The 25771-nt window shown below is 50.6% G+C and carries 16 protein-coding genes; 7 read left to right on the forward strand and 9 right to left on the reverse strand.

The genetic code is table 11. The features are described from left to right. From KK083_RS30555 to KK083_RS30590, 8 genes are all read right to left on the reverse strand, one after another. On the reverse strand, positions 1-1094 hold a 1094-nt coding region (locus tag KK083_RS30555), incomplete at its 3' end, for a DUF763 domain-containing protein (protein WP_254169956.1). A gap of 43 nt (positions 1095-1137) precedes the next feature. Continuing rightward, positions 1138-2241 (reverse strand): DNA alkylation repair protein, encoded by a 1104-nt coding sequence (locus KK083_RS30560; RefSeq protein ID WP_254169957.1) that lies wholly within the window; start codon positions 2239-2241, stop codon positions 1138-1140. 99 nt (positions 2242-2340) lie between these two features. Then, on the reverse strand, positions 2341-2955 hold the full coding sequence (locus KK083_RS30565; RefSeq protein WP_254169958.1) for a hypothetical protein: 615 nt from the start codon (positions 2953-2955) through the stop codon (positions 2341-2343). 249 nt (positions 2956-3204) lie between these two features. Further along, positions 3205-4197 carry a hypothetical protein gene (locus KK083_RS30570; RefSeq protein ID WP_254169959.1) on the reverse strand — a complete coding sequence of 331 codons (993 nt, stop codon included), beginning with the start codon at positions 4195-4197 and terminating at the stop codon, positions 3205-3207. 112 nt (positions 4198-4309) lie between these two features. After that, the gene (locus KK083_RS30575) at positions 4310-4633 is read right to left on the reverse strand and encodes a Rieske (2Fe-2S) protein (RefSeq protein WP_254169960.1); all 324 of its coding nucleotides are present in this window, start codon (positions 4631-4633) and stop codon (positions 4310-4312) included. 384 nt (positions 4634-5017) lie between these two features. Then, positions 5018-6217 carry a caspase family protein gene (locus KK083_RS30580; protein WP_254169961.1) on the reverse strand — a complete coding sequence of 400 codons (1200 nt, stop codon included), beginning with the start codon at positions 6215-6217 and terminating at the stop codon, positions 5018-5020. Positions 6218-6224: 7 nt separating this feature from the next. Then, positions 6225-12482: an FG-GAP-like repeat-containing protein gene (locus KK083_RS30585; protein ID WP_254169962.1), complete on the reverse strand. Its 6258-nt coding sequence runs from the start codon at positions 12480-12482 to the stop codon at positions 6225-6227. Between the two features lie 49 nt (positions 12483-12531). After that, on the reverse strand, positions 12532-13281 hold the full coding sequence (locus KK083_RS30590; RefSeq protein ID WP_254169963.1) for a Ser-Thr-rich GPI-anchored membrane family protein: 750 nt from the start codon (positions 13279-13281) through the stop codon (positions 12532-12534). A gap of 435 nt (positions 13282-13716) precedes the next feature. On the opposite strand from KK083_RS30590, the gene KK083_RS30595 reads away from it, so the two are divergent. The 3 genes from KK083_RS30595 (at position 13717) to prmA (ending at position 16876) form a co-directional block, all read left to right on the forward strand. After that, a complete protein-coding gene (locus KK083_RS30595; RefSeq protein WP_254169964.1) occupies positions 13717-15036 on the forward strand; it encodes an amidohydrolase in 1320 nt (439 codons plus the stop codon). 160 nt (positions 15037-15196) lie between these two features. Then, positions 15197-15958, forward strand: coding sequence for a triose-phosphate isomerase (gene tpiA, locus KK083_RS30600; RefSeq protein WP_254169965.1), 762 nt, complete (start codon positions 15197-15199; stop codon positions 15956-15958). A gap of 87 nt (positions 15959-16045) precedes the next feature. After that, the gene (gene prmA / locus KK083_RS30605; RefSeq protein ID WP_254169966.1) at positions 16046-16876 is read left to right on the forward strand and encodes a 50S ribosomal protein L11 methyltransferase; all 831 of its coding nucleotides are present in this window, start codon (positions 16046-16048) and stop codon (positions 16874-16876) included. Positions 16877-16997: 121 nt separating this feature from the next. On the opposite strand, the gene KK083_RS30610 is transcribed toward prmA, so the two are convergent. After that, positions 16998-17759 (reverse strand): alpha/beta fold hydrolase, encoded by a 762-nt coding sequence (locus tag KK083_RS30610; protein WP_254169967.1) that lies wholly within the window; start codon positions 17757-17759, stop codon positions 16998-17000. Between the two features lie 302 nt (positions 17760-18061). Between KK083_RS30610 and lysA the strand changes: the two genes are divergently transcribed. The 4 genes from lysA to KK083_RS30630 all read left to right on the forward strand — a co-directional run bounded on the left by lysA (position 18062) and on the right by KK083_RS30630 (position 25569). Then, positions 18062-19294: a diaminopimelate decarboxylase gene (gene lysA / locus KK083_RS30615; protein ID WP_254169968.1), complete on the forward strand. Its 1233-nt coding sequence runs from the start codon at positions 18062-18064 to the stop codon at positions 19292-19294. A 298-nt stretch (positions 19295-19592) separates the two neighbouring features. Further along, complete coding sequence (locus KK083_RS30620) at positions 19593-21713, forward strand: protein-disulfide reductase DsbD family protein (RefSeq protein ID WP_254169969.1); 2121 nt, start codon at positions 19593-19595, stop codon at positions 21711-21713. Positions 21714-21885: 172 nt separating this feature from the next. Continuing rightward, on the forward strand, positions 21886-23187 hold the full coding sequence (locus tag KK083_RS30625) for a peptidoglycan DD-metalloendopeptidase family protein (RefSeq protein ID WP_254169970.1): 1302 nt from the start codon (positions 21886-21888) through the stop codon (positions 23185-23187). 126 nt (positions 23188-23313) lie between these two features. After that, on the forward strand, positions 23314-25569 hold the full coding sequence (locus tag KK083_RS30630; RefSeq protein WP_254169971.1) for a patatin-like phospholipase family protein: 2256 nt from the start codon (positions 23314-23316) through the stop codon (positions 25567-25569). Positions 25570-25771 lie beyond the last annotated feature (202 nt).

Here is a 25771-nt window from a genome sequence, read left to right on the forward strand (position 1 = left end):
TCGATGTGCTGGGCCATAACGGAAAGCTGACGGATCGCCATTTGTTTGTCGGTGGCGCCGATCTTTGCTTTTTCAACGGAGGTCTTCAGCACCTCAATGGTTTCGTCGTATACTTTCAGGGGCACGGGAAACGGATGCCCGTCTTTACCGCCATGCGCGAATGAGAACCTTGCCGGATCCGTGAACCGTGAAGGTGTTCCATAGATCACCTCGCTCACCAGTGTTAATGATTGCACGGTACGAGGCCCAACACCTTCCAGCAGCAGAAGCGATTCAAAATTGTTTACTTCTCTTTCATGTGCCAGGGTGAGCACGGCGCCGAGGCGTTTCATGTTCACGTCGCTTGCCATTACTTCATGGTGACGTGGCAGCACGATCTTGCGGATCTCTGACAACATGCGGTCAGGTTGTACTGCCGAAATTCTCACGATGCCGTTGCGTGTGATGCCTGCGTTGTTATCGGCCAGGTTCAGGATCAATCCCTGGTTTTCTCCTGTAACGCCGGCGTGAGGAGAATCGAGGTAAGACTGAAATTGTGTGGAGTGCCAGTGATAACGGCGGGCCATGCCTGAGGCGTCGTTGAGTCCCTGCTGCACCACCACCCACTCGCCTTCGCTGGTGAGAATGAAATTGTGGAGGTACAACTGGAAGCCGTCTTGAATGGCAGTATTGTCTACTTTGGCCACCAGCCGGCTTGACCGCACAAGCGCATCGCCGTTAAGGCCAGTCTGTTCTGCAACTTTCAGCAGCTCGTCCGGTGTTTTGAGCGAATGTTTGCCACGGCCACCACAGATATAGATGCCGAAATCTTTTGATCTTGGATTGATGGCCCGCTTCAGTGCGCCCATCACTGACGTTGTGATGCCTGACGAATGCCAGTCCATGCCCAGCACACATCCGAATGCCTGGAACCACAACGGATCACTGAGGCGTTTGAGCACTTCTGACTTGCCGTATTCGAGCAGAATGGCTTCCGTGATAGCGCCGCCAAGCAAGGTCATACGTTCTGCCAGCCAGGGAGGAACCCGTCCGTAATGCAGGGGAAGATCGGCGTGACTCGTGCGTGACATGGTGTTGTTCAGGAGGGATGACATGTTTTTTGAAAGCTGTCATCCCTGGTGTCACAAAGTAACGATTTCAAAACACCATAAATTCTTTTGCCGCAAGTTTTTTTCCGTTGGCGAGAATGGTGAGGTGATGCTTTCCTTTAAAATGTTTGCGGGTTGTAAAATTCTTGAACGACTGTTTTCTGCGGATGTTCACAGGCTTGCCGGGAACAAAATCGGTTTCGGTGATCTTGAAGATCTTGCGCGACGTTTTTCCCGTGGAAGTAAGGTAGTCGATGGCGTATTCGAGCCGGAAGCTGGTGGCTTTCTTCTCGTGATTGACAAAGTCGAACGTGAAATCCAGGGAGTCGCCGATCTTCACTTTTGTTTTCGGCAACGTAAAAGCCAGCACCTCAGACCTGCTGTTGGGATTGAAGCCGTGGAGGTTCAGCGCATGCACATCACCTTTTTTCAACAATGTTCTGCAGCCGTGTTTGATGATCCAGTCTGTATCGGGGCTGGTGCCCTGCCACCGCTTCACAATTTTCAGCACCAATTGCGGATGATCTTTGGCGATGTCGTTGAGGTTATTGGCAACACTTCTTCTCACGTACTCAGAAGGATCTGCCTTCAGGTTTTCGAGGATTGGTAAAATGGCTGAAGGATCTTTTTTCAGCGCAGGGATGCCCATGGCCCAGGGTAAGCGTGGCCTGCATCCTTCGCTGGCGAGCCGCCTCACATTGGCATCGGTGTGCTTTGACCAGTCTGTCATCTTGCGGAGGGTGATGTCAGGGTAGCGCAGCAGGAAGGGCCGTATGGCAAACTCGGCGCTTACCAGCTTGGTGATCTCTTCGATGGCGGCCAGCGATGCCTCGGGGTGCGCTTCGCCGTATACGTGGATGTAATCAGGAATAAAGATCGTTTCAAAACCCTGCTCGCGCACGTCGTTTTTCCGGAGCTGCCGTGAGAGCTCTACCAGCAAAATGGCTGCGGTGTTGAAATCTTTCGGCAAAAAATGATGGAGCGCAAGGGTGATGTGTCGTACACGTTCTTTCAGCTCAAGATCGGGCCACGAGTTGTTAAAGACCCTGTACGTAAAATCGCGACAATCGAATTGCGGAATAGTTCGTCTTAGAATGGGGCAAAGCTTCTCAAAGAACGCCGCATTGTACATGTTTTTAAGAGGTTCGGCCATAAGTCAACGCTTTATAAAGTTGAAATCCGCTACTAAGAAAGCTGGGATCGTGTCAACCCTATGTCAACAGCCAAAAAACATGAAAAAATTAGCAGGAAATTACAAAGAGCTGTGGTACCGGAATACGGTGATGTAGTCGGCCGTTTTTTTGAACCGGATGTGGTGGTCCTGAATGAACGACATGATCTCCTCTCTTCGCTGCTCCATCAGCCGGAGCGTATTTTCTTTTGAAAGGGGCATGAGCTCGCCGGTGGTCATGTTCAGGATATATTTTTTGCTGACACGGGCGGGCTTGCTCACAAAACGGCTGTAGTTCATGTATTCGTAAGGCACATCTACCGTTCTGTGGTTGAGAATGGAAAACTGCTGGTCGTGATAAATATATTCCAGGAAGAATTTTTGCCCGGCATCATTCCGCTGATCCACTGGCATTACCGAAAATTTTCTCGTCTTTTGCCGGCTGGAATCGTAGAACGTAAATGAAGCAACATCGCGGGCCGACAGGGCAATGATCTCGTCGCCTTCCATTACCTGCAGGGTGCCGTTAGACAGCTGCTGGTTGTACCGCAGGGTGCAATGAACGGTATCGCCCGCCGGAAACACCACCATTCCCCGGCTCCACGTCAGTGAATAAGTATCGGATGTGCCCGTAGATTGTGCCTGAACATTGACCACAAATAAAAAAAGGAAGGCCAGGAACAGCAGCGATTTCATAAGCAGGAGGATTTGATTTCGAAGTACGTGAAATTTCCCGACTGAGTCCGTTGAAAGGGGCGTGTCTTCTTACATGTGACCAGGATTTACAGGATTCATGGGATGAAAGGATTAATGCTTCCCAACCTGAATTGTGAAAGTTTGAGCTGACGAATAGCCGGCTGGTTGTCTGAAGAGTCCACTGTCCACAGACCACAGCAGGTAGTCGTTCTGCACGGCCGTGGCTGTCGACTGTGGACCGTGGACTCCCTACGGAATTTTCATCTCCGCTTTGAGTCCCCTCAGCTGATTGATCAGGGCTTGTTGCCAGGTGTCATCGGCGTCCCATTTGGTGCCGAGGTAAACGTTGCCGGAGTCGATGTGTTTAAAATAGAATTTGAATACTTCGGTGTCGGCGGGAATATTTTTTACCTGCGATTGGGTGCCCGGATAGGTAATGGAAACAATCGCGCTTTCAGACTTGGTCATATCGTAACCCATTACCGTCTTTGCGATCTTGTCGCGGGCATGAACGAAGCGCAGCACAAACAGCAGCCCCTGTTTTCTCAGGTCGCTTTCGGCGAGGTTGGGATCGGTGAATTTGTATTTGAAGGGATACTCTTTCATGATGGCCGCCAGCGCCGTGTCCATTGCAGCGTCGTTGAACCGGGGCACCGCGAGTGGGTCAACCTTCAGGTCGATGCCGAAGAACTCCGAGCGCCTGCCTTTGATCGGTTCAATGTTGAGGCTGGTCTCAGGAAAATCGTTGATGAGAAAATTCTCTTTTTTGAGGCTGCCAACGGCGGCCCTGTATAGTTTGCGCAGCAGCTCTTCCAACGATACGTCCTGCACGTCCCAGGCGGGCTGGTCCTGCTCAACGAAATTTGCTTTTTGGTTGAAGGTAGTGATGAGCAGCGAATAGATGTTGTCTTTTTTCTGTACGAACACGAGGTTGGCGATCTCGCGGGTGATCAGGTATTGGGCGGTGGCCATGGAAACATCGCGTCCGGCCATGAGCAGGTCGTTCTCGAAATAGATCACGGCGTCGATACCTGCGCGCTGAAACGAGGTTTGCATGGTTTCAAGGTCTTTTGCCGCGATGAAATGCGGGTAGAATACTGCCGTACGTGTTGCCAGCAGTTTTTCTGGCAGCGGTCCACCGGGTTTGATCCTTGAAAAAAATTGCTGGTCGTTCAGCGGCAGCTGTGCTGTTGCCACCATGGAGCACAATACGAAAAATAAAGTGAATACCTTGAAGGGCATGTCGATCTTTTTGATTTACAATCCCGATTACCTATCGGGACAGATTTTACAATGTACGACTTAAGAACGGTGTTGCAGACCGTAAATTTTAAGTCGTAAATCTAAAATAGTTTCAGGGAATACCGATGTAAAAACCGGTTTCATCGACCTTCACGGGGTAGGTGGCAAGGTCAGGCGAGGAAGAATCGCAGGGTCTCCCGGTGTGCAGCTCGAACCGGTAGCCATGCCAGGGGCAGACGATCTCACCCAGGTAGTTGATATGACCTTTGCTCAACGATTCCCCGTTATGGCTGCAGGCATCCTGAACGGCAAAAAACTGATCATCATGCAACGCCAGGCAGATCCGCCTGCCATAGATGGCCACCAGCTGCGGCTTATCGTTCCGGATCCGCCGCCGCGCCTCCTGTTCATTTGGAAAAATCCTCACCCATTCCATAAGCGTCGAAGATAGGGAAAAAGTTGCCGGTTACCAGTTACCGGTTGGGGAGGGTTTAAAGTTTGAAGTTTAAGGTTTAAAGTTGGAGCAGTAATGGTTGCCGGTTGCCAGTTACCGGTTGCCAGTTCAGGAACAGCTTTGATTTCTAGTTTTGAGTTCTATTTCAAGGAGTATGTAGTTTCTCAAAATGCGTTTCGACATCCCTTTCCAGAAGCTAAGCACAGAAAGTGAAAGTGTACGCTCACAAAACCGGCAAGCTGGCAACTGGAAACAAAAAAAGGTGAACACATTTTTGTATTCACCTTCCCTTAAGCCGTAGCACGATCAGTTCAAGCTAACACTCACAGAAACCGGCTAACTGGCAACCGGCAACTGGCAACCGATTTACTTCACAACAAAAATAAAATCACTTCCCGGGGCATTGTCTCCGAACTCGCCAAACCGTGGTTGGATCTTCAGCCGCTCTACGTAAGTGTAAAGCTCCGGTAAAGTAAGCACGCCATCTTTGCCACCGCGTGAACGCAGCGCTTCGAGAAAGTTCTTCGCAAATGGAGAGTGTTTGCCAGGGATACCGTCAGAAACATAGGTCTTGCCACCGGATGTCAGGAAACGCCTCGTTTTGTAGGTGAGCTTGCGGGTGATGAACTCCGCTTGCCCCTGCTCTTTGTAAACTTCTTCAGCGCCGGCACCGCGTGAAGAGGCCAGTGCAGCATCGAAGGTACCGCCAAAGCAAACATCCATGGCCAAAAAGATGTGCTCGCATGGAACGTTGTTCACGATAGAACGGAGGCGGTTGTGCGAAAGATAGCTGGTCTTCGCTTCGTCGTTGAGCTGCGACTCCTTCGTTACCACAAAACCTTCACCGAAGGTCTGGTCATAAGTACCATGGCCTGCAAAGAAGATGAACAGCTGATCCAAAGGTTTGTATTTCTTTTCAGCATACTCACGCATCTTCTTCAGCACGTCAGACTGCGAAGCGTTTTCGATCACCTCCACCTTGTAGCCGTAGGTCTTCTTCAGCTCTTCGGCGATGGTCTTTGAATCGAAAACAGGGTTCACCAGGTCAGACCAGTTGTCGTACTGATCGGTGGCGAAGATCAGGGCATAGTCTGTGCGGTCGAGCTTGCCCGCATCGGCAAGGCCCGTGCTGCCCACATGCACCTTGCGGTAGCTGATGGTCTTCTGGCCATCGGTGTTCTCGGCAACTACCTCCAGCAAGTTCTCTCCTTCCATCAGCGTGATGCTTTTTTCCACCACCATCTTCAGCTCCTGCCCTGCATCGGGTTTCATGGAGGTCATGCCGCGACTGGCAGCAGCCTCGTCTTCTTTCACATAGATCGTAATGCTCTTGATCGGTTTGTCTGACTCAACCTCAACCTTGATCTTGTATTTGTTCTCCTGCGCGTAGTTGGTCTCTGCTACCGGTGTTACCCAGTTGATCACGGGAATGGTGGTGCTCACCAGCTTCTTCGGATCGCTGAAGTCCACTTCAAATTCGTTTGTACGTGTGCTCACATTCTGGGCCATCAACGTGGTGACGCCCGAAACGAGCAGCACGAAAGACAAGAAGGACCTGCTTTTCATGGTGTTGTTATTTGATGATGAGTTTAGTGACTTGAGTAGTTTTTCCGTGTTTGCCGTTTACCGTTAACCGGTAAGTGTAAAATCCGCTGCTGAGGGTTTTGGCATCCCAGCTCACTTCATGGTATCCGGGCCCATAACTTCCCTGTGAGATGGTTCCTGCGGCTTTGCCCATGGCGTCTATGATATCCAGTGAGACCTGTTGATTCAATCCGCCCGATTCAGGTAATGAGAAAGCTACCGTTGTAAGACCGCTGGTCGGGTTAGGATAAGCCTTGCCAAGGAATACACTTTCGGGAGCGATCTTCAGGTTGCCCCCGAAATAGATCCTGAAGTTAGTAGATTCTTTCGGATCGAAGAAATAGCTGCCCGTCTCCTTCATGTTCACAAGCTTTTGCAGGGTGATATCCAGCAGGAAAATATCGTTTTGCGCGTTCGCAAGGGCCATATTATCCCACATCAGCCTTGCCTGGCCATGCTGGTTTGCATCCACAGTAAAGGCCCAGGTGTAGGCATTCTGCGTGGGAACCACATCGCGGGTGAAACGTTTGGCAAAGTGCTCGGGGTGGCTGAAGTTCATTTCCAGGTAATCGAAGAAACGCGGCGGTGTTACATCGTCGTGCTGATCGAAGCTGACGCTGGCGTCGGGCGACATGCCTACAGCGCCAAGGTCATAGCTCAGTTCACCCTGGCTGAGCGCGATCGGCAAGGCCCAGGCTTCAGCGTCGATGTTGGTATCAAGATCCCTGAAACCTTCGCGGCCTCCAGCAGTGGTCTGCCCCAGGAAAGGGATGGATACAGTAGTTGCCGCGCTGGCGAAAACAAAACCTCCCTCGTACGACGAGAGACTCTGGTTATTGCTGTAAGCGCCGTTGGCGAATTTTTTCAGCTGCGCCGTGGTGCCTGTGAGCGAATTGTAGGCAGCTACATCGGCCCACGAGATGGAAGTGAGATACGGGTTGCCCACCATGTTCCAGCCCTGCTTCAGGCTGATCGAGAAGAGGCTCGATCGCGAGTTAGTCGGGGCCGTGAGGTTGTTGCCGATCTTGATCTCCACAGGTTCTTTAATGTTGATGAAATATCCAGTTCCACGGGCAATGGTGGTAAATCCGGTAGGATATTCCGACCACGCTGTTTCGCTGCCATAGGTGATCAGCCTGTAATCAACTTTGTTGGTGAGGCTCTCGAACTCGTTGAAGATGGAAGTTACCGCGTTGTTGTTACCCAGCTCGAAAGGTATGGCAAACACTTTCCAGTTTGCTTTTTGTCCGCCGAAGCCCAGCCTGTCAGACGGGATCTTCGATTCGTTCTCGTTGTAGGTGAGGAACACCTTGTGAGTTGCTGTTCCCTCAGGGCTGCGCGTGCTGTTGCCGGCAGCATCGGTGGCGGTAATGAAAAATTCGCTTCCGATGGCATCGAAGTGTGTGGCTTCTGTCAGTGTTGCATTCCACGTGTTGGCCGTTGCACCTGCTGTGGCGTTCACAGTAGCATAGGTGGTGCCGCTGATAGGCCTGATAGAAACTACAACTGTGCTTACCTGTTTATTATCTGTTACCGTGATCGACGGTGAGGCAGCGCTGAAACCTTTTGGCAGGGTGGCTGCCGGAGTGAATGTGATCACCGGCGCAGTGGCATCCGGCGGGTCTACGGTTTTAAAGTTCCACGTGCCTGCGCTGACGCCGGCAAAGTTGTTCGCATAAATATCGCGGAAAGCACCGCTTTCAATGGTCACCACATAATCGGTGTTGCCTTGCAGGGCAGCGGGAAGTGTGAACCTGAAAGTGCTGCCCGTTTTGGTTGCAGCAGCAGCATCGATGTTGGCAACAGCACTGCCACCTGAAACGGATACAATGAGCTTCTTGCCTGCTACTGCAACAGTATTTGCATCATCGAACGTAACATCGATGGTAGTGTTTGTGGCTACACCCGTGGCTGAGTGAGCAGGCACGCGCGCAGTGATCGACGGCGCCTGAAGATCTTCAGTGATGGTGAGCACCTGATTGATACCAGGGTTCGGATAATTCTGAACAGCACCGTTCCTCCACTTCACCTGTATGTTGGTGATGCTTGACGTGGATCCTAAACCGAAATGAACCACGCCGCTGTTTTTGGATACGATGGCCGACGATGTTGAGATCTCGCGACTTTGCGTTACACCACCTGCTGTGAGGATGATCTTTGCACCGATCGCTTTTTTATTACCGTTCACGGGCACAAGTTTCACTTCGCTCCAGTTACCGGTGGGTGCATTGGCTTCAAACAAGCTGTGCTGCACAACACCCAGATCGTCTGACTGCGAGAACGTGAAGCTCGACATCGCCAGGTCCAGCAAACCGTTCTGGTTGAAGTCTGCATTGGCAGCACCATAGTGTGATACGGTGATGTCGTTTACTTTTTCATTCACGAGCTTGATAAAAGAAACGTTGCCCGGTGCCGTGGAGGCATCCCTCAGCAAAAGACGCGTGGGCACGCTGCCAAAACCTGTGCAGACAAGGTCCAGGTACCCGTCGTTGTTGTAATCACCCCAGGAGGCTGCAATGGCGGCGGTATTTTCTGAAAGACCTGAAGCCAGCTCCTTGGTAAAAGTTCCATCACCATTGTTTTTGTAGAGCGCATTTACCAACGGCGGTGATGTACTGCTGGTGGATGTGAAAATATCCGGGTTGCCATCATTGTTATAATCGCCCCATGAAACAGCAATGGCATCGGAGCCATCGAAGCCTATTCCGCTGGTCCTGGTAAACGTTTCATTTCCGTTGTTCTTGTAAAGCCTCAGATCGCCGTCACTGTTGGCGATCAGAACATCCTGGTAGCCGTCGTTATTATAATCTGCCCATACGCCTGTGATGGCAGGTTCGGTGTCTGAAGCAACATCGCCGGGCGACGCCACCTTGACAAAGCTATGCGAGGCGGTCTGTTTCAGCAGTGTCATGGACCTTGCCGCTGATCCTGATTCCTGCGGATCATACGTGGCATAAAGAACGTCGAGCAGACCGTCATTATTGATATCGGCCCACGAAACGCCGCTTACTTCAAGGTGTACCGGTATATTGGCCAGGGCGCCGAGGTCGGCATCAGCCACTTTCGTAAAGGTGAAATCGCCGTTGCCTTTATAAACGAAGACCTCGGAGTTCTCGTCTCCGGTGAAGATCATGTCAGTTTTGTTGTCGTTATCGTAGTCTACGGTATACAGGAAGAAATAGGCCCTGTTCTCTATACCGGCAGGATCGATCTTTTCAAAGTTGCCGGTGCCGAGGTTCTTGAAGATCACCGGTGTGCCACGTTGTAAGATCGGATCGAGCACCACGGATGCAAAGTCTTCCAATCCGTCGTTATTAAAGTCGGCCCAGTATGCGCCTATGGAGGCCGTTATGTACGATGACAAAGTCGTGGCCGTGACGATGAACGTTGGCTTTTTGAACACCACCGATTTGGAAGCCGAAAAGACCGACTGCAGCGGTGAAGCGTTTGCATTCTCTGACTTGACACGGTAATAGTAGGTAACGCCTTCAGTGAGCGGACCGTTATCCACAAACCGTGTTGTGGGATAATTGACGGTGCCCACCTGGCTGAAAGAGACGTTGTTCAGTGAACGTTCGATGTAGTACTTCTTGTCATAGTCTCCCGCGGTCCAGCTCACTTCTATTGTCGAATTGCTCAGTGCGTACGCCTGGAGATTGGTGGGTATGGCTGGCGCCGGATCAGTGGCCTGAAGTGTCAGGGTGATCGTTTGTTCAGCAGTTCCCCCACAGTCATACCACTTTAAAGTGATTTGATTTGTTCCGTTCCAGGCACCATCGCCATTGGGTTGCAGCTCATTATCACCGTTGACCACAAAGGTCTGCGCGCAGTTTACATTAAAGCTTGCAGGCACGGTAGAGAGTGATCCGAGCAGGCCAAGCGAAAGATCGCTGATGGAATACCTGCTGCCGCTGATATTCCTGATGGAAACAATCTTCGGAGAACCGACCGGTGCATAAACCGTTCCGGCGTTCACGGCGCTCCAGCTGCGGTTATCGGGAATTGTTTGCGGGCATGCGCTGGCTGTTGCCTGTACGAGTGTTACCGGTGCGGAAGCGCCGGCGGCATTAACTGCTGTAACGCGAAACGTGTACGATGTTGACGGCTGCAGGCCCTGCACCACAAAATATCCGAATGTGTTATTGCAAACATTGTACTGTTGAAGCTCGCCTACCTCTGCAAACGTAGTTCCGTTGGCCGAAACCTCTATCCGGAAGCGGTCTTCATTATTACTATTGTCTTTCCATTTCAACGCTACCGATGTGGCTCCCACGCCTACGCTTGTTAAAGCGCTGGGTGCGGCGGCCAGAACAATGGTGCTGGCGGTGGCGTGCACAAAGTTGCCATTGAATGAGAGATAGGCTCTGCCCGCGTTGTCGATCTCGGCATCCGTAACGTCATTGGCAAAAGCCGTTGAAAGATCGGTATCGATGATCGAGGCACCGTAGTCTTTAGAGATATACACTTTCTGTGAATAGTTCATGATAAAGATGTAACCATTCTTTGCAACGGTCATCGTACGGCTATCGGGCACGGTGTACACATTCCAGCTTGTACCACCATCGGATGATACGGCGATCTTGTCTACCGAGTCGTTGGAGTATATGTAGAGCTTTCCATTGCCTGCGTAGATCTTGTCGATCTGCTCGGTAATCGGAGAGGTAATCTTAGTCGCCGTGGCGCTGGAGAACGCAGTGCCCGAATAAGTAATGCTGATCTTCCAGAGCTCTTCTGTGCTGGAGTTGCTAGGGTTGCGTAGCTTAAGAAACATCAGCGTTGGTGAAGCAAAGTAGACATCGTCTTCATCGATGTAAAAGCTTGCAGGTAATCCCCCAATGGTTACCGGGCCAGCGCTCCAGGTCGTTCCCTGGTTTGCAGAATAGTAAAAGGTGGCAGGGTTATAATTGTTGCTCAGACCGAAAAGTTTGTCGTTGTCTCCCGCTGATCCCATCCAGATAAAAGTGGTAGGTGGCGTCAATGCTGTCCAGTTCACGCCCTTATCTAATGAACGCGAAAAAGTATTTGTGCCGCCACCGTTTGGAGTGGTTCGTGCATAGAGCACGTCTCCCGGAGGATTGGTGAAGACGTCCTCGACATAGTTTGCCAGGTTAGCCACCTTGTTCCAGGTGTTTCCATCCGTAGACTTCAGCAGGCCAACCCATCCCGCAGACATAAAAATGTTGTTGAAGTTATCTACCGCTATGTTGCTGGCCTCTACGCCTCCGATGCCTGAATTGGAGGCAGTAATGGAAGCGCCGCCGCTGGTGGTCCTGTAAATACCTTCCATGGTTCCGAAAAATGCAGTAGAAGTACTGGGCGAGGGAAAATCCTTAGCACTGGCACAATTCACAAACGCGGTAGCGCTGGGAAAGGGGCTCTGCTGCTGGGCCCATGTCGTAGAAGCGCCTGATACCGTCTTTGCGTGCAACCTGTGATTGAAGTTGTCCATGAAATACATGCCAAGCCCGTCTGCCGTAAACTCCAGGAAGCTGGGAACGCCGCCGGAAATAGTAGCTTCAGAGATGCTTCCACCTTTTATGCTGGTCCAGGCGCCGCCTCCTACCGACGTGTAGATGCCACCGGTGGCGACACAAAATACCGCTGAACCGTTATTGGTGGCAGAGAGGCTTTGCGCAGTTCCGGCAGGAATAACACCACCCGAGAAATCAGAGAAGGTAGCGCCGCCGTCAACGGAGCGGTAAGGTCTGTTGTTCTGAACAATGAAGATCTGATCGGTTGCATTCACCACCAGGTAATCTCTGCTCACAGCGCTTACATAGTTGTAGCCCTGAACCCAGTTTATACCATTATCATCAGAAACATAAATGCTGTTGCTGCCCAGCACCACCAGCCTTCCGCCTGAGAGGCGTTTGAGCTTGTAGCCACTGGAGTACTGGCTGTTGAAATCAGTTGAGCTTCTCCGCGAAAAGCTGGTACCGCCATTTGTAGAAGCGTACAGATCGTAGCTCGAAACAAGGAAGATGGTGTTGTTGGTGATCTCGATGTCATAGAAGTAGTTATCAGCGCCGCTAAAGATCACCCTGCTCCAGGTAACACCGTTATCCGATGAAACATAAGGTTTATTTCTGCCGGCGATGGCGTAGATCTTGTTGTTGGCAACATCAACTTCAATATCAACGATCTGTCCACCCGTGGGGCCATTCTTCTTTTGCCATACCACCGGGTTTTGCGCCTGGATATATTCGATGCTGAGCAGTGTTATCAGAATGAGTAAACGAATTTTCATATTCACCTTCGTTAATTTTTGGATCTTGATTTTATTGGGAAAGCATTCATTAATTACCGGTAGGGAATCCCGGCAGCTCGATCTCTCCGGTATTGTTGTTGCCACCTCCCGGCGTCTTTCCTCCGCCACTGCTCATCAGCACCGCTACCACACCTCCAACAGCAACTATAGGCACCACCTTCAGCAGAAAAGGAACCTTGGGCGTAACCTGGAAATAACCTGTGTAAATTACCTCGTCGCTGTTGCGCGAGTCAGTGATCTTGATGCGATAGTCTTTGCCGGGTTTCGAATTGGCGGGCACAGACAATGAAAAAGTGCCGTTGTTGGGATGGTTGAGCTCACCTACCACGCGCTCGGAGCCCTTGTACAATTCAATGTGGATGGGATTGGAGCTCCCGATCCTCCAGTTGAGCGGGTAGCTTTTGCCGCGTTTGTATTTTTTGTTCACGTCGAAGCTCTGGATCTTCACGAATGGAGCGTAGACTTTGCCGCGCAACTCCAGCGCAAGCTTTCCTTTGTATGGGCCGAGCTCCTCGCGGATGCTCCACTCGATCTTCTTGTTCGAACCTGATTTCACCTCATTGCCAACATCACCCTTCACATGTGTGAGCGCTGTTGAAAAATTGTTTTGGGAAGAATACAGGTAGATCTGGTACTCGTTGCTGGGATTGCTGTCTTCAAGATCATAGTGTACAACGATCTTTTCTCCTGCCAGCTCTACTTTTTTAACAGCTACTTTCTGTGCATGGACACTAGCGCACAGCAGTAGGAATAACACGGATAAGGTAGTCCTTTGCATGCTTGGGTATGGATTAGGTATTATGTAAGAAATTAAATTTAACTAAAGGAAAATCAAATAGGAAGGAGCCATCATCAAAGCACACCAAATAAAATTTGGCAATCACAGGCCCCGCTTCAATCAGGTATCCTTAATCATCTTTAAGGATGAAAGGGAACCGGGAACCCCTGTAAAATATGGGCCTTTCGGCGATGGAATGCTTTGAAAACCGACAGATCACGGTTTGAAAAATACCGGAGCCCGGAGGATAAAATGCCCGTATGCGGTCATGTAATTTTTCGACTCATTTTTCTCCGTTTCCGCACCCGGTAGCATCACATCAAAGGCCCTTTTGAACATAATGACCCCGCATGTATCCTGTGCATCCAGTAAATCCTTTAAGCCTGCTAATCCTGCTTTTTTTCTATCTTGAAAGCGAACTTTTAAACTTTAATCATGCGCAACTTCTTGTATACAGTGCTGTGCCTGACGCTGGCTTTTAGCACCACGTTGGCACAGGTAAATCCCAAGCTCCAGGCAAAGACCGATCAGATGGCCAAAGAAATCGAAGCCAAGGTGATCGAATGGCGCCGGTACTTTCATGAACATCCCGAATTATCGAACCGCGAGTTCAAAACCGCCGAAAAAGTTGCCGCACACCTGAAGTCATTGGGTATAGAAGTGCAGACAGGCATTGCGAAGACTGGCGTGGTGGGACTTCTGAAAGGTGGCAAGCCGGGGCCGGTGATCGCGCTCAGGGCCGATATGGATGCGCTCCCTGTAACGGAACGCAATAGCCTGGCCTTCGCCTCGAAGGAGAAAACCACTTTCAACGGGCAGGAAACTGGGGTGATGCATGCCTGCGGCCACGATGCGCACGTTGCCATTCTCATGGGCGTTGCAGAGATCCTCGCCAAGAACAGGAACGACCTGAAGGGAACCATCAAGTTCATCTTTCAGCCCGCGGAAGAAGGACCTCCCGCAGGTGAAGAAGGTGGCGCCGGCCTCATGGTGAAAGAAGGTGTGCTCGACAATCCTAAAGTAGATGTGATCTTCGGCCTGCATGTGCGTTCCATCACGCCCGTAGGCCGCATCGAATACAGACCCCTCGGGTTCATGGCCGCGTCAGACTGGTTCACCATCAAAGTGTACGGCAAGCAGGCGCATGGTTCAGCGCCGTGGAAAGGAATAGACCCCATCGTGGTGTCGGCGCAGATCATCAACGGACTGCAGACCATCATCAGCCGGCAGACGGAGCTTACCAAAGAAGCCGCGGTGATCACAGTAGGAAGAATGAATGCCGGTATCCGCGAGAACATCATCCCTGAATACGCGGAGATGGCCGGCACCATCAGGACGTTCGATCCGGAGATGCAGCAGATCATCCACGAGAAGATCAAGCTCACAGCCATCAAGATCGCCGAGAGTGCAGGCGCACGCGCAGAGGTGACCATCGATTCGAAAACACCTGTTACGTATAATGACCAGGCGCTGACCGAAAGAATGGTGTCTGCCTTGCAGCGCGCGGCGGGAGAAAAGAATGTTGTACGCATCAACCCCGATACCGGCGCCGAAGACTTTGCCTACTACCAGAAAAAAGTGCCAGGCCTCTTCTTCTTCGTAGGTGCCTGCCCTCCCAATACCGATCCTGCAAAAGCACCGTCACACCACACGCCCGATTTTATGATGGACGAAGCCAGCATGCTCACGGGCGTGAAAGCGATGCTGAATGTTACGCTTGACTACATGTATGCGCCGAAGCTGACGAAGGAGTAACATCAAAGGATGACATCCTTTTTCAAACGTTTGAATTAACAGCATAATGCTTAACGAAGGATGTCATCCTTAGAAGTCCCAGGCCCAAACTTTTCTCGCAACCCGTAGCGCATAACTCGCAGCTACACTATATTTGTCGCCATTAAAAAATTTAGAAACTATGCGCCAGAAAATTGTAGCCGGTAACTGGAAAATGAACAAGACCCTTGAAGAAGCAACAGCACTCGCCTCAGAGGTGATGGGCATGGTGGCTGACGAAGTGAGGGGCAATGTAAAAGTGATCTTCTGCACACCTTTTCCTTACCTGCTGCCGGTGAAGAATCTGCTGGGCAACAACGCGCGGATAGCTGTGGGCGCGCAGAACTGCAGCGAGCACGAGTCAGGGGCTTATACCGGCGAGACCTCGGCGCTGATGCTGAAGTCGTTGAACGTGCCTTACGTGATCCTCGGTCACAGTGAGCGCAGGCAATATTTCGGGGAGAACGGCAAGCTGCTGGCGAAAAAGATCGATATGGCCCTCAAGCATACGCTTACGCCGATCTTCTGCTGTGGCGAGCCGCTTGAAGTGCGCGAAAAAAATGAACATGAGAAGCTGGTGAAGCAGCAGGTTGAAGAAAGCCTTTTTCACCTCGACGCCGCTTCACTTCAGAAGATAGTGATCGCCTACGAACCTGTGTGGGCTATCGGCACGGGCAAAACAGCCACCGCACAACAGGCACAGGAAATGCACGCCGTGATCCGCAAGCACCTGGCTTCAAAGTTCGGACAGGCCGTTGCCGACACCATCATCATCCTTTACGGTGGAAGTGTGAACGCCGCCAACGCCAAAGAGCTCTTCAGCTGTCCTGACGTGGACGGCGGTCTTGTAGGAGGAGCCTCCTTGAAATCAAGAGAGTTCACTGACATTATTAAGTCTGCTTAAGTTTCGAGCTGCGAGCTTCGAGGGTAGCCCGTAACTTCTGGCAGCTCGCGGCTTTCACTAACCTTCTGACCATAGCCTTTTCTTCGAATGCACCACACACGTCTACAGGTACACTGCGTGCCCGAATACACCGAGATCCTGATGGCCGAGGTGGCCGAGGCGGGCTTCGATACATTTATGGAGACCGAAAATGGTTTCGAAGCTTTTGTGGAGGAAGAGAAGTACGATGCAGCGGTGCTCGAATCCATTCGTGAAAGATACAGCGCACAAACGCCGCTCACTTTTTCTTTCGATAAGATAGCAAAGCGGAACTGGAACGAGGAGTGGGAGAAAAATTATGAGCCCATCAACGTAGAAGACCGTTGCCTCATCAGGGCGGAATTCCACAAGCCAGTCAAACAATATTCTTACGAGATCGTCATCACGCCCAAGATGTCGTTCGGCACGGGCCATCACCAGACCACCTACCTCATGGTGAAGAGCCAGATGGTCATCGATCACCAGAACAAACGGGTAATGGATGCCGGCTGCGGCACCGCCATTCTTTCCATCATGGCCTGCAAGCTGGGCGCTAGCATGGTGGAGGCTTTCGACATCGATGAATGGAGTGTGATCAACGGCGACGAGAACAAAGCCATCAACGGATGCAACAACATCCACCTGCAGCAGGGCAAGATCACCGAAGTATCGTTGCAGGGAAAATTCGACATTATCCTGGCCAACATCAATAAAAATGTGCTGCTCGATGAGATGAAGATCTACAGCACCTACCTCAATCAGGGAGGCCTTTTGCTGCTCAGCGGATTTTACACCCACGATATTCCTGATCTCTTAAGGGAAGCGTCAGGTCACGGACTGAAAGAAGTTCGCCGCGATGAACGTGAAACGTGGGCAAGCCTGCTTCTTGCGAGGACCTAGTCGTCTTACCACTGCCTGACTAAACATCCCTTCCAGGGTTATGCAGGCCTTTGAAAAGCCCTGGAAGGGTTACGGTTTCTCGAAGGGAGACGGCTGTGGTCTGTGGACTGTCGACCGTGGACTATTTATTCAACCATTTTTCAACGACCTCCACAAACTCTTTTGGTTTCTCGGCCTGCACCCAATGCCCGGTGTCAAGCGTTTCCATGATGGCCATGGGAAATACTTCGAGGATACGCGCCATGTCTTTATCGCGTACGTATTTTGACTGGCCGCCGCGGATGAACAGCGTCGGTTTTTCAAAGGTGCCCTCAAACTGAAGATCGAGACCGATGTTGCTCAGGTTCTTGTCGATCACAGGCAGGTTGATCTTCCAGCTAAAGCCGCCTTCAGCCTTGCGTTGCAGATTTTTTAAGAGAAACTGGCGTACATCCGGCTCGGGCACATAAGGTACCAACGCAGCATCAGCGTCGTTGCGTGAAGCAAGTTGCTGGATGGGCACCGCTTTCAACCCGTCTATGATCACGTAGTGCTCGAGATTATAAGGTCGCGGGGCGATGTCCACCACGATCAGTTTTTCAAGCTTGTCAGGATAGGCCACAGCAAAGTTCATGGCCACCTTGCCACCCATGGAGTGCCCGATGATGATGGGGTTCTCCAGCCGGTGCTCGTCAATGAACTCGAGCAGGTCGGCCACCATCACAGGGTAGTCGAACGCATCATCGTGCGGTGACTGACCATGATTGCGCTGGTCGACTAAAAAGACGCGGTAGTGCGCCGAAAACAGTTTGGCCTGTGTGAGCCAGTTATCCGAAGATCCAAAAATGCCGTGCAGGATGATCATGGGCTGCCCTTGCCCCAGCTCTCGATAAAAAAGTTTCATCCCTCAAACATAACCAGGATTTACGGGATTCGCTGGATTAACAGGATTAAATGGTGCCCATCTAAAAGGTCAGCAACCCTTAGTAAAATATCGCTGCATTAATCCCGAATCATATTAATCCCGGTAATGAACGACTGTTAGGATTTGTAGAATTGGTTGCATTTATCATGGTTAATCCGATAAATCCTACTAACCCTGGTCTGCCTTTAATGATGTTTATCCCCGTGAATCATATAATCCTGGTTAAATCCTGCAAATCCTGTTAATCCTGATATTATATTGGGGGCTTTTTATTTTTAACGATGGAACTTCAACAAGGTGTTTACAGGATCCAGGGTATTGATCCGCATGCATTGGTTAAGGAATTTGGTAGTCCGCTGTACGTTTATGACGCGGATAAGATCGTGTCGCAACTCAGGACGCTCAAGACGGCATTTGCAGCCTCGGATGTGAGGATCAAGTATGCCGCCAAGGCGCTTACGAACCTTTCGATCCTGAAGCTTCTGAGAAAATCAGGCTCCGACATCGATGTAGTTTCTATCCAGGAAGCGCAGCTGGCATTGCGCGCGGGCTTTGAACCGGCGCAGATCATGTACACCCCCAGTGGCGTGGACTTCAATGAGCTGATCGCGTGCGTTGACCTGGGCCTCACTGTGAACATCGATAACCTTTCTACGCTGGCCAAGTTCGGCAAAAAGTACAGAGACACTTATCCCTGTTCCATCCGCCTCAACCCGCACATCATGGCGGGCGGTAACCTCAAGATCTCCACAGGGCATAGCAATTCAAAGTTCGGCATCTCCGTTCACCAGCTGCCCGAGATCCTCGAAACCGTTTCAGCACATAACATCAGGATCAACGGCCTGCATATCCACACCGGGTCTGACATCACCGAGAGCGATGTGTTCCTGAAAATGGCCGACATCCTTTTCGGGCTTGCCAAAAATTTCCCGCACCTCAAGTTCATGGACTTCGGCAGCGGCTTTAAGGTAGCCTACAAGGAAGGTGATGTGGTAACAAACGTCAACGACCTGGGCCAGAAGCTTACCAAAGCATTCAATGAATTCTGTGAAGGATACGGCCGCAAGCTTGAGTTGCATTTCGAGCCGGGCAAGTTTATCGTGAGTGAATCAGGACATCTGCTGGTGCGAACCAACGTGGTGAAAAAAACGCCGACCGTTACTTTTGTGGGTGTTGATTCAGGGCTCAATCACCTGATCAGGCCCATGATGTACGACGCTTATCATACCATCATCAACGTCTCCAATCCGGGCGGCGAGAAAAAACAATACACGGTGGTGGGATACATCTGCGAGACCGATACCCTCGGCGCCGACAGAATGATCAGCGAAGTAAGGGAAGGCGATCTGCTGGCGCTCAAAAATGCCGGTGCCTACGGATTCTCCATGGCGTCTAACTACAATTCAAGGTTCAGACCTGCCGAAGTGCTCATCATCAACGGGCAGGCCAAACTGATCCGCGAACGCGAAACCTTTGAAGACCTGCTCCGCCACCAGGTGGAGATCGATATTTGATCCTACTATTCCCGATCTTTATAAGTAGGCAGTAGGCAAAAGCAGTAGGCAATGAGCGGATTACCGTCACTTTTGGTTTTTCAATTTGAGTGGCAAACGCCCGTGAAAGCTTACACAAACCTTTGCCTACTGCCTATCGCCTGCGATAGGATTGCTTACTGCCTACTATTAGTCCTACCGATATTGCAGGATTAAAAACGCTGCCCACCCGCTAAGGCTTTAACTAACTGTTAACAACCGATTGTTAACTATTTTGAAACTAACTTCGTTATTTTAGCACCTTTTATAAAAGCGGCCTATGAAGTTTATTGCCCCCAAGTTATTGCTCATTCTTCTCCTGTCCTCGTTTTTCGCGCATGCGCAGGTATTGCAGCCGGCGAAGTGGACCACAGCGGTTTCGAAACAAAATGTCAGCGCAGGCGATGAGATAGAGCTCATCTTCAAAGCCACGATCGACAACAACTGGTACATGTATGCCAATGACTTCGATCCGGATTGCGGACCCCTGCTCACAGAACTGCAGTTTGAGGCATCGAAGAACTTTGAGCTGGTGGGGAAAACCATTGCCATCAAACCAACCTTAAAACACGACAAGATATTCGATTGCGACGTGAAGGTGTTTCTGAAGAATGGCGAGTTCAGGCAAAAAATAAAAGTGCTTGGCGGTCCGCTGAAGATCTCCGGCTCCATTCAGGGGCAGGTCTGCACAGAGGTAGACGGCAAGTGTATCCCGTTTGATGAAGATTTTAGTTTTGATATCGCCGTTACCGGCAAAGCGAAAGAACAGAAAGCCGCTGGCAAAACAAATGACGAAGAAGCGAGCGCAAAGCCCGCAGTTGAAAATGAATCGGTAGCAAAAAACGTCGAACCTGAAAAAACCGAAGCGGCAGTAGCCGCCGATAATACACCCAAAGCAACCAAACAATACGGCGAGAACCAAGGCCCGGTGCTGGACCCAGCGCTGGTAAAACAGGACGCGCGTAACAACTCTTTTCTCAGCTTTTTTCTCGTGGCCATTCTCGCAGGCCTCGCAGCGCTGCTTACTCCCTGTGTGTTTCCTATGATCCCCATGACCGTGAGCTTCTTCACGCAGGGAAAAACAAAATTTCACGCTATCATCTACGGCATCTCCATCGTGGCCATCTACACGGTTGTGGGAGCAGCCATCGCTCCGCTCATGGGGCCAGAAACTGCCAACCACCTGTCTACGGAATGGCTACCGAACCTCATTTTCTTCCTCGTCTTTATCGTGTTCGGTCTTTCTTTTCTCGGGTTGTTCGAGATCGTGCTGCCGGGAACCTTCATTACAAAGATGGACCGCAAGGCAGAGAAAGGTGGCCTGACCGGTGTTTTTTTTATGGCCTTCACCTTGGTGCTGGTTTCTTTTTCATGCACGGGACCGCTGGTTGGCAGCATCCTGGTATCGTCAGCCGGTGGTGAGTTCCTGAAACCTATCGTGGGCATGTTCGGCTTTTCACTCGCCTTTGCCATACCCTTCACGTTATTCGCCTTCTTTCCGAACTGGCTCAACAGCCTGCCCAAATCCGGTGGCTGGCTCAATTCCGTGAAAGTGGTGCTGGGCTTTGTGGAGATCGCTTTGGCGTTCAAATTTTTGAGCATCGCAGACCAGGCGTTCCATTGGGGCATTCTTGACCGTGAGATCAACATCGCCATTTGGATCGTGATCACGGTACTGATCGGGCTTTACCTGATGAAAGCATTCCGCCTTCCCGGCGATACCGGCAAAGACGCCGAAGACAAGCGCGTGAGCATCCCAAGGTTATCGCTGGCCATCATCACCTTCACCTTTGTGGTTTACCTGATTCCGGGCCTCTGGGGCGCACCTTTAAAAGCGTTGGCAGGATATCTTCCTCCTATGTATACGCACGATTTCGACCTGCTCTCGATGCTGCGCGATGAGAAAACCAACGAGATCTGTGACGAACCTAAATATGCCGACTTCCTCCACCTGCCGCATGGCCTGAAAGGATACTTTGATTACGACCAGGCCCTGGCTTGCGCACGCCAGCAGAACAAGCCGCTGTTCATCGACTTCACCGGCCACGGCTGCACCAACTGCCGTGAAATGGAAGCCAACGTATGGTCAGCGCCAGAAGTGCTGGAAAGGCTGCGAAACGATTTTGTGGTGGTGGCGCTGTACGTGGATGATAAAACAGAGCTGCCTGAAAGCGAGTGGTATACTTCCACGTACGATAATAAAGTAAAGAAAACCATCGGCAAGCAAAATGCCGATCTGCAGATCCGCAGGCTCAACAACAATGCTCAGCCATTCTATATTTTGGTGGGTGAAGACGAAAAAGTTTTGGTGCCCCCGCAGGACTACGACAAAAGCGTAGAAAACTTCATAAAATTTCTGGAAAGTGGTAAAAAAACTTACAGTCAGCTTTACTTAAACTGAGGTACAGAAGCTGAAAACGGGGTTTTTTATATGGTATACGGTTATAGCTTTTGTATAAATAAGATTAGTTATATATTTGAATACTAAGTGGTTTGCCGGAAACTGGAGTCTGGAAAATTTTTTAAACCGCTTATCTTTGTTCGCGCTCATTTTTTAAACTACTCCAAACACCATGTTTAAACGTTATCTCGGATTTTTCCTCATTCTCACCATGGCCGGTGGGGTGGCATTGATCAATGCCTATTACATTCCCACACTGGCAGTTTCAGAAAACAACACAACACGTCCTGACTCGGCAATGACCGCGTCGGTGCCTGTCAAAGAACCCAAAGTGGTTTACGGCATGGTGGTGCAAGACGACCACCTGGTGATTGAAGACAAGATCAAACGCAACGAGCGCCTGGGAGACATTCTCATGCAGTACAACGTTCCGGCTAACCTCATTCATGAGCTCTCAACCCTTTCGAGAAAAATATTCGATCCGCGCAAGATCGCTGCCAATAAAAAGTATACGCTGATCTGCGATAAAGATTCATTGACCCGCGCAAAAGCGATGGTCTACGAGCCCAACGCCATCGACTACATCATCTTCAGGTTCGGCGATTCACTTTCCGTTGATGTTTGCAAACGTGAAGTGGTTACCGTTGAAAAAACCATTTCGGGCATTATTCGCTCCAACCTGTCTGAGACCATTGAAGCACTGGGCATCTCGCACGATCTCACCAACCGTTTTGTGGATATCTTCGGATGGCAGGTTGATTTCCAGCGCTTACAGAAAGGCGACAAGTTCAAGCTCATCTACCAGGAGAACCAGGTTGAAGGCACTTCTATCGGTATCAAACAGATCGACGGTATCTACTTTGAACACTTCGGCAGCGAATACTATGCTTTTCCCTTCGATCAGGGCGATGGCCTCGATTATTTCGATGAGAACGGAAAGAGCATGCGCAAGGCCTTGCTAAAATATCCCATCGAATTCACCCGCATCAGCTCACGTTTCACCATGAACCGTTTCCACCCTGTACAGAAAAGATGGAAGGCGCATCTCGGTACTGACTTTGCCGCGCCCACAGGCACCCCCATCCGTACAGTGGGCGATGGTATCGTACTCGAAGCGCAATACAAATCCAACAACGGAAACTACGTGAAGATCAGGCACAACGGAACATACACCACGCAGTACCTCCATATGTCACGAATCGCAGCTGGTGTACATGCGGGCATGCGGGTGCGCCAGGGTCAGACCATCGGTTACGTTGGCAGCACCGGGCTAGCCACAGGACCACACCTCTGTTACCGTTTCTGGAAGAATGGCAAGCAGGTAGACGCCCTTCGCGCAGAGCTTCCCCCTTCAGAACCTGTGAAAAAGGAGATGATGGAATCGTTTGAAACGGTGAAACAGAACCTCACCGAGAAACTTCGCGCGATCCCCTTCGCTGAAGAGCCCGCAGAGACCATCGCTTCTATCAAATAAGAAAATCTTTATTCGACCGTAAGCGTATAGATTGATAATTTTCTTTAACTTTTTTGGTTAAAGAAACGAGCTATCAATCATTGCATGAATCGGTCTGCACTGATCCTAATATTTTTATGGCTATGCATGCCCACCTTTGCGCAAAAGAAGGTGGGTCTTGTGCTGAGCGGTGGCGCTGCCAAGGGTCTGGCGCACGTGGGTGTATTGAAGGCACTTGAAGAGAACGACATCCCCATAGACTACGTTGTTGGCACATCCATGGGCGGCATCATTGCTGGCTGTTATGCTGCGGGCATGAGTCCCGGCCAGATCGAAGACATGGTGCTTTCGGAGGATTTTCTGCGCTGGATCAACGGCCTTCCGGAACGAGGTTACAACTACTACTATCACCAGAGCGAAGAGACGCCCAATTTCATCAAGCTCAACCTTTCACTTGATTCTATCCTCAACCTCCAGCTGAACACGAGCCTGGCAAACGATGTATCGCTGAACTTTGCACTGGCCGAAAAGCTGGCGCTGGCCTCGGCGATCTCAGGTAATAATTTCGACAGCCTCTTTGTACCGCTCAGGGTAGTGGCCGCGGATATCTTCACACAAAATGAAGTGGTGCTCTCAAAAGGCAACCTCAGCGACGCGCTCCGTGCCACGCAAACTGTTCCGTTCTTTTATAACCCCATCAGGGTAGATGGCAAGTATCTCTTCGATGGTGGCGTGTATAACAACTTTCCGGTGGATGTGCTGCAGCGTGTTTTTAAACCCGACGTGGTCATCGGCGTAAATGTGTCTACCAAGATCTACAATGATTATCCCTACAACACTGACGAAAAGCTCATCGCCAAATCGTTGCTCTTCCTGCTGCTTGATAAATCCGATCCCGCCCGCGTGCCGGCCAATGGCGTTTATATCCAGCCCGACCTCGATGGATATACATCATTCGATTTTGCCCAGGTGAAAAGCCTCATCGACAGTGGTTATGCCAAAACGATCCGGCAAATGGATGAGATCAAAAGCAAGGTGGGAACCAGCATTACGTGCGATGAAGTGGCTGCGAAGCGAAATCTCTTCAACGACAACAACCCCCCGCTGCGGTTCACGGGCCTTACGCTCAAAGGTTTTAATTCGAAACAACGAAAATACATCAGGAGACTCTTCCACTTCAAAAACACCAATCCCAAACCTTTTTACATCGGCAGCGCCAAGAGTAGCTATTTCAAGATGGTGTCTGAGAATTATTTCACCAACGTATATCCCAACATCCTCTACGATTCTGCCAAAAGTGGATTTCAGCTTCAGCTCACACGCAGGCCGCAAAAGAATTTCCAGGTAGAGTTCGGAGGTGTGATCGCTACACGCGATGTGAGCAATATTTTCCTGGGACTTAACTTTTACAACTTCGGCAGCCAGCTTGTTCACGTCTACGGCGGATTTCAGACCGGTAATTTTTATAAGTCGGCCGTGGTGCGCACACGCATCGATTTCCCGTTCCAGCTTTACCTCGAGCCCGAGATCGCATTCGACAGCTGGGATTTTCTGGAATCAGACGACCTGTTGCAAGAGATCAAGACCCACACCGTGCTGCGGCGCATCAATAGAAAGTATGGTCTCAACGTCGGCATACCTGTGGGTAATCTTTTCAAAAGCACGTTGTATGTAGGCGGCGTGAACAACATTGACCGCTATGCCAACGGTGGTGTTTTTGTGAGCTCCGACACACTTGACGAGCTGAGGCTGAGGGGATTGAAAACCGAGTTCACGTTTTCCGCCAACACGCTTAACCGAAAACAATACGCGTCACTCGGAAAGGCGTATACTTTTTCTGCGCAGTATTTCAACCTCCGGGAATTTTATACGCCGGGAAACACGTCGTTCGCAGACGCGCCTGTGAAAGCCGCGCACCAATGGTTCAGGCTGAGAGCGTCGGCAGAACAGTACTTCAATGCGGGATGGTACAAGCCAGGATATTTTGCAGAGGCCGTATTTTCAAACCAGCCCTTCTTCCAAAACTATTTCGGTACGCTGGTGAATGCGCCAGCTTTTCTTCCTTTGCAGGATAGCCGAACCTTGTTGCTGGAGAATTTCCGTGCATTCAATTATATCGGGGGCGGTATACGCAATGTGTTTACGCTGAGAAACCGCCTCGACCTGCGCGTGGAGGGATACCTTTTCAAACCCATCGATTACCTGCAGCAGGGAACCAACCAGGAAGCACGAAAAGTGACTGACCTGCGGGCGTTGTATTTTGCCGGCATGGCAGGGCTGGTGCTTCATTCACCCATCGGCCCTATCGGCCTCAGCGTCAATTATTACGATGACAAAGACAATCAACTGGGTGTGTTGCTGCATGTAGGTTTTCTGCTCTACAATAAACATTCGATTGAATAGATTGCGCAAAACGGCAATCAATGCCAGATAAAACGGCAATCGAGCTTTCCACCTTTCATGTATTGTTTCCAGGCATTTTCTTAAATTTTTTGCCTATGTTTACCCCCTATTTCTAATCTGTCTTTTAGTTGCATGAAGAGAATCTTACCCCTCCTCTTTTCGGTTGGCTTTACGGTGTCGCAGGCTCAGGTTGTTCAGTGGG

The organism is Chryseosolibacter histidinae (assembly GCF_018598225.1).
GTDB lineage: Bacteria > Bacteroidota > Bacteroidia > Cytophagales > Cyclobacteriaceae > Chryseosolibacter > Chryseosolibacter histidini.

What these genes read in the sequence shown, in the direction of transcription:
- KK083_RS30560 (WP_254169957.1), bottom strand. Translation starts at nt 2,241, where the DNA reads ATGGCCGAACCTCTTAAAAACATGTACAATGCGGCGTTCTTTGAGAAG.
- KK083_RS30565 (WP_254169958.1), bottom strand. Translation starts at nt 2,955, where the DNA reads ATGAAATCGCTGCTGTTCCTGGCCTTCCTTTTTTTATTTGTGGTCAAT.
- KK083_RS30570 (WP_254169959.1), bottom strand. Translation starts at nt 4,197, where the DNA reads ATGCCCTTCAAGGTATTCACTTTATTTTTCGTATTGTGCTCCATGGTG.
- KK083_RS30575 (WP_254169960.1), bottom strand. Translation starts at nt 4,633, where the DNA reads ATGGAATGGGTGAGGATTTTTCCAAATGAACAGGAGGCGCGGCGGCGG.
- KK083_RS30580 (WP_254169961.1), bottom strand. Translation starts at nt 6,217, where the DNA reads ATGAAAAGCAGGTCCTTCTTGTCTTTCGTGCTGCTCGTTTCGGGCGTC.
- KK083_RS30585 (WP_254169962.1), bottom strand. Translation starts at nt 12,482, where the DNA reads ATGAAAATTCGTTTACTCATTCTGATAACACTGCTCAGCATCGAATAT.
- KK083_RS30590 (WP_254169963.1), bottom strand. Translation starts at nt 13,281, where the DNA reads ATGCAAAGGACTACCTTATCCGTGTTATTCCTACTGCTGTGCGCTAGT.
- KK083_RS30595 (WP_254169964.1), top strand. Translation starts at nt 13,717, where the DNA reads ATGCGCAACTTCTTGTATACAGTGCTGTGCCTGACGCTGGCTTTTAGC.
- tpiA (WP_254169965.1), top strand. Translation starts at nt 15,197, where the DNA reads ATGCGCCAGAAAATTGTAGCCGGTAACTGGAAAATGAACAAGACCCTT.
- prmA (WP_254169966.1), top strand. Translation starts at nt 16,046, where the DNA reads ATGCACCACACACGTCTACAGGTACACTGCGTGCCCGAATACACCGAG.
- KK083_RS30610 (WP_254169967.1), bottom strand. Translation starts at nt 17,759, where the DNA reads ATGAAACTTTTTTATCGAGAGCTGGGGCAAGGGCAGCCCATGATCATC.
- lysA (WP_254169968.1), top strand. Translation starts at nt 18,062, where the DNA reads ATGGAACTTCAACAAGGTGTTTACAGGATCCAGGGTATTGATCCGCAT.
- KK083_RS30620 (WP_254169969.1), top strand. Translation starts at nt 19,593, where the DNA reads ATGAAGTTTATTGCCCCCAAGTTATTGCTCATTCTTCTCCTGTCCTCG.
- KK083_RS30625 (WP_254169970.1), top strand. Translation starts at nt 21,886, where the DNA reads ATGTTTAAACGTTATCTCGGATTTTTCCTCATTCTCACCATGGCCGGT.
- KK083_RS30630 (WP_254169971.1), top strand. Translation starts at nt 23,314, where the DNA reads ATGCCCACCTTTGCGCAAAAGAAGGTGGGTCTTGTGCTGAGCGGTGGC.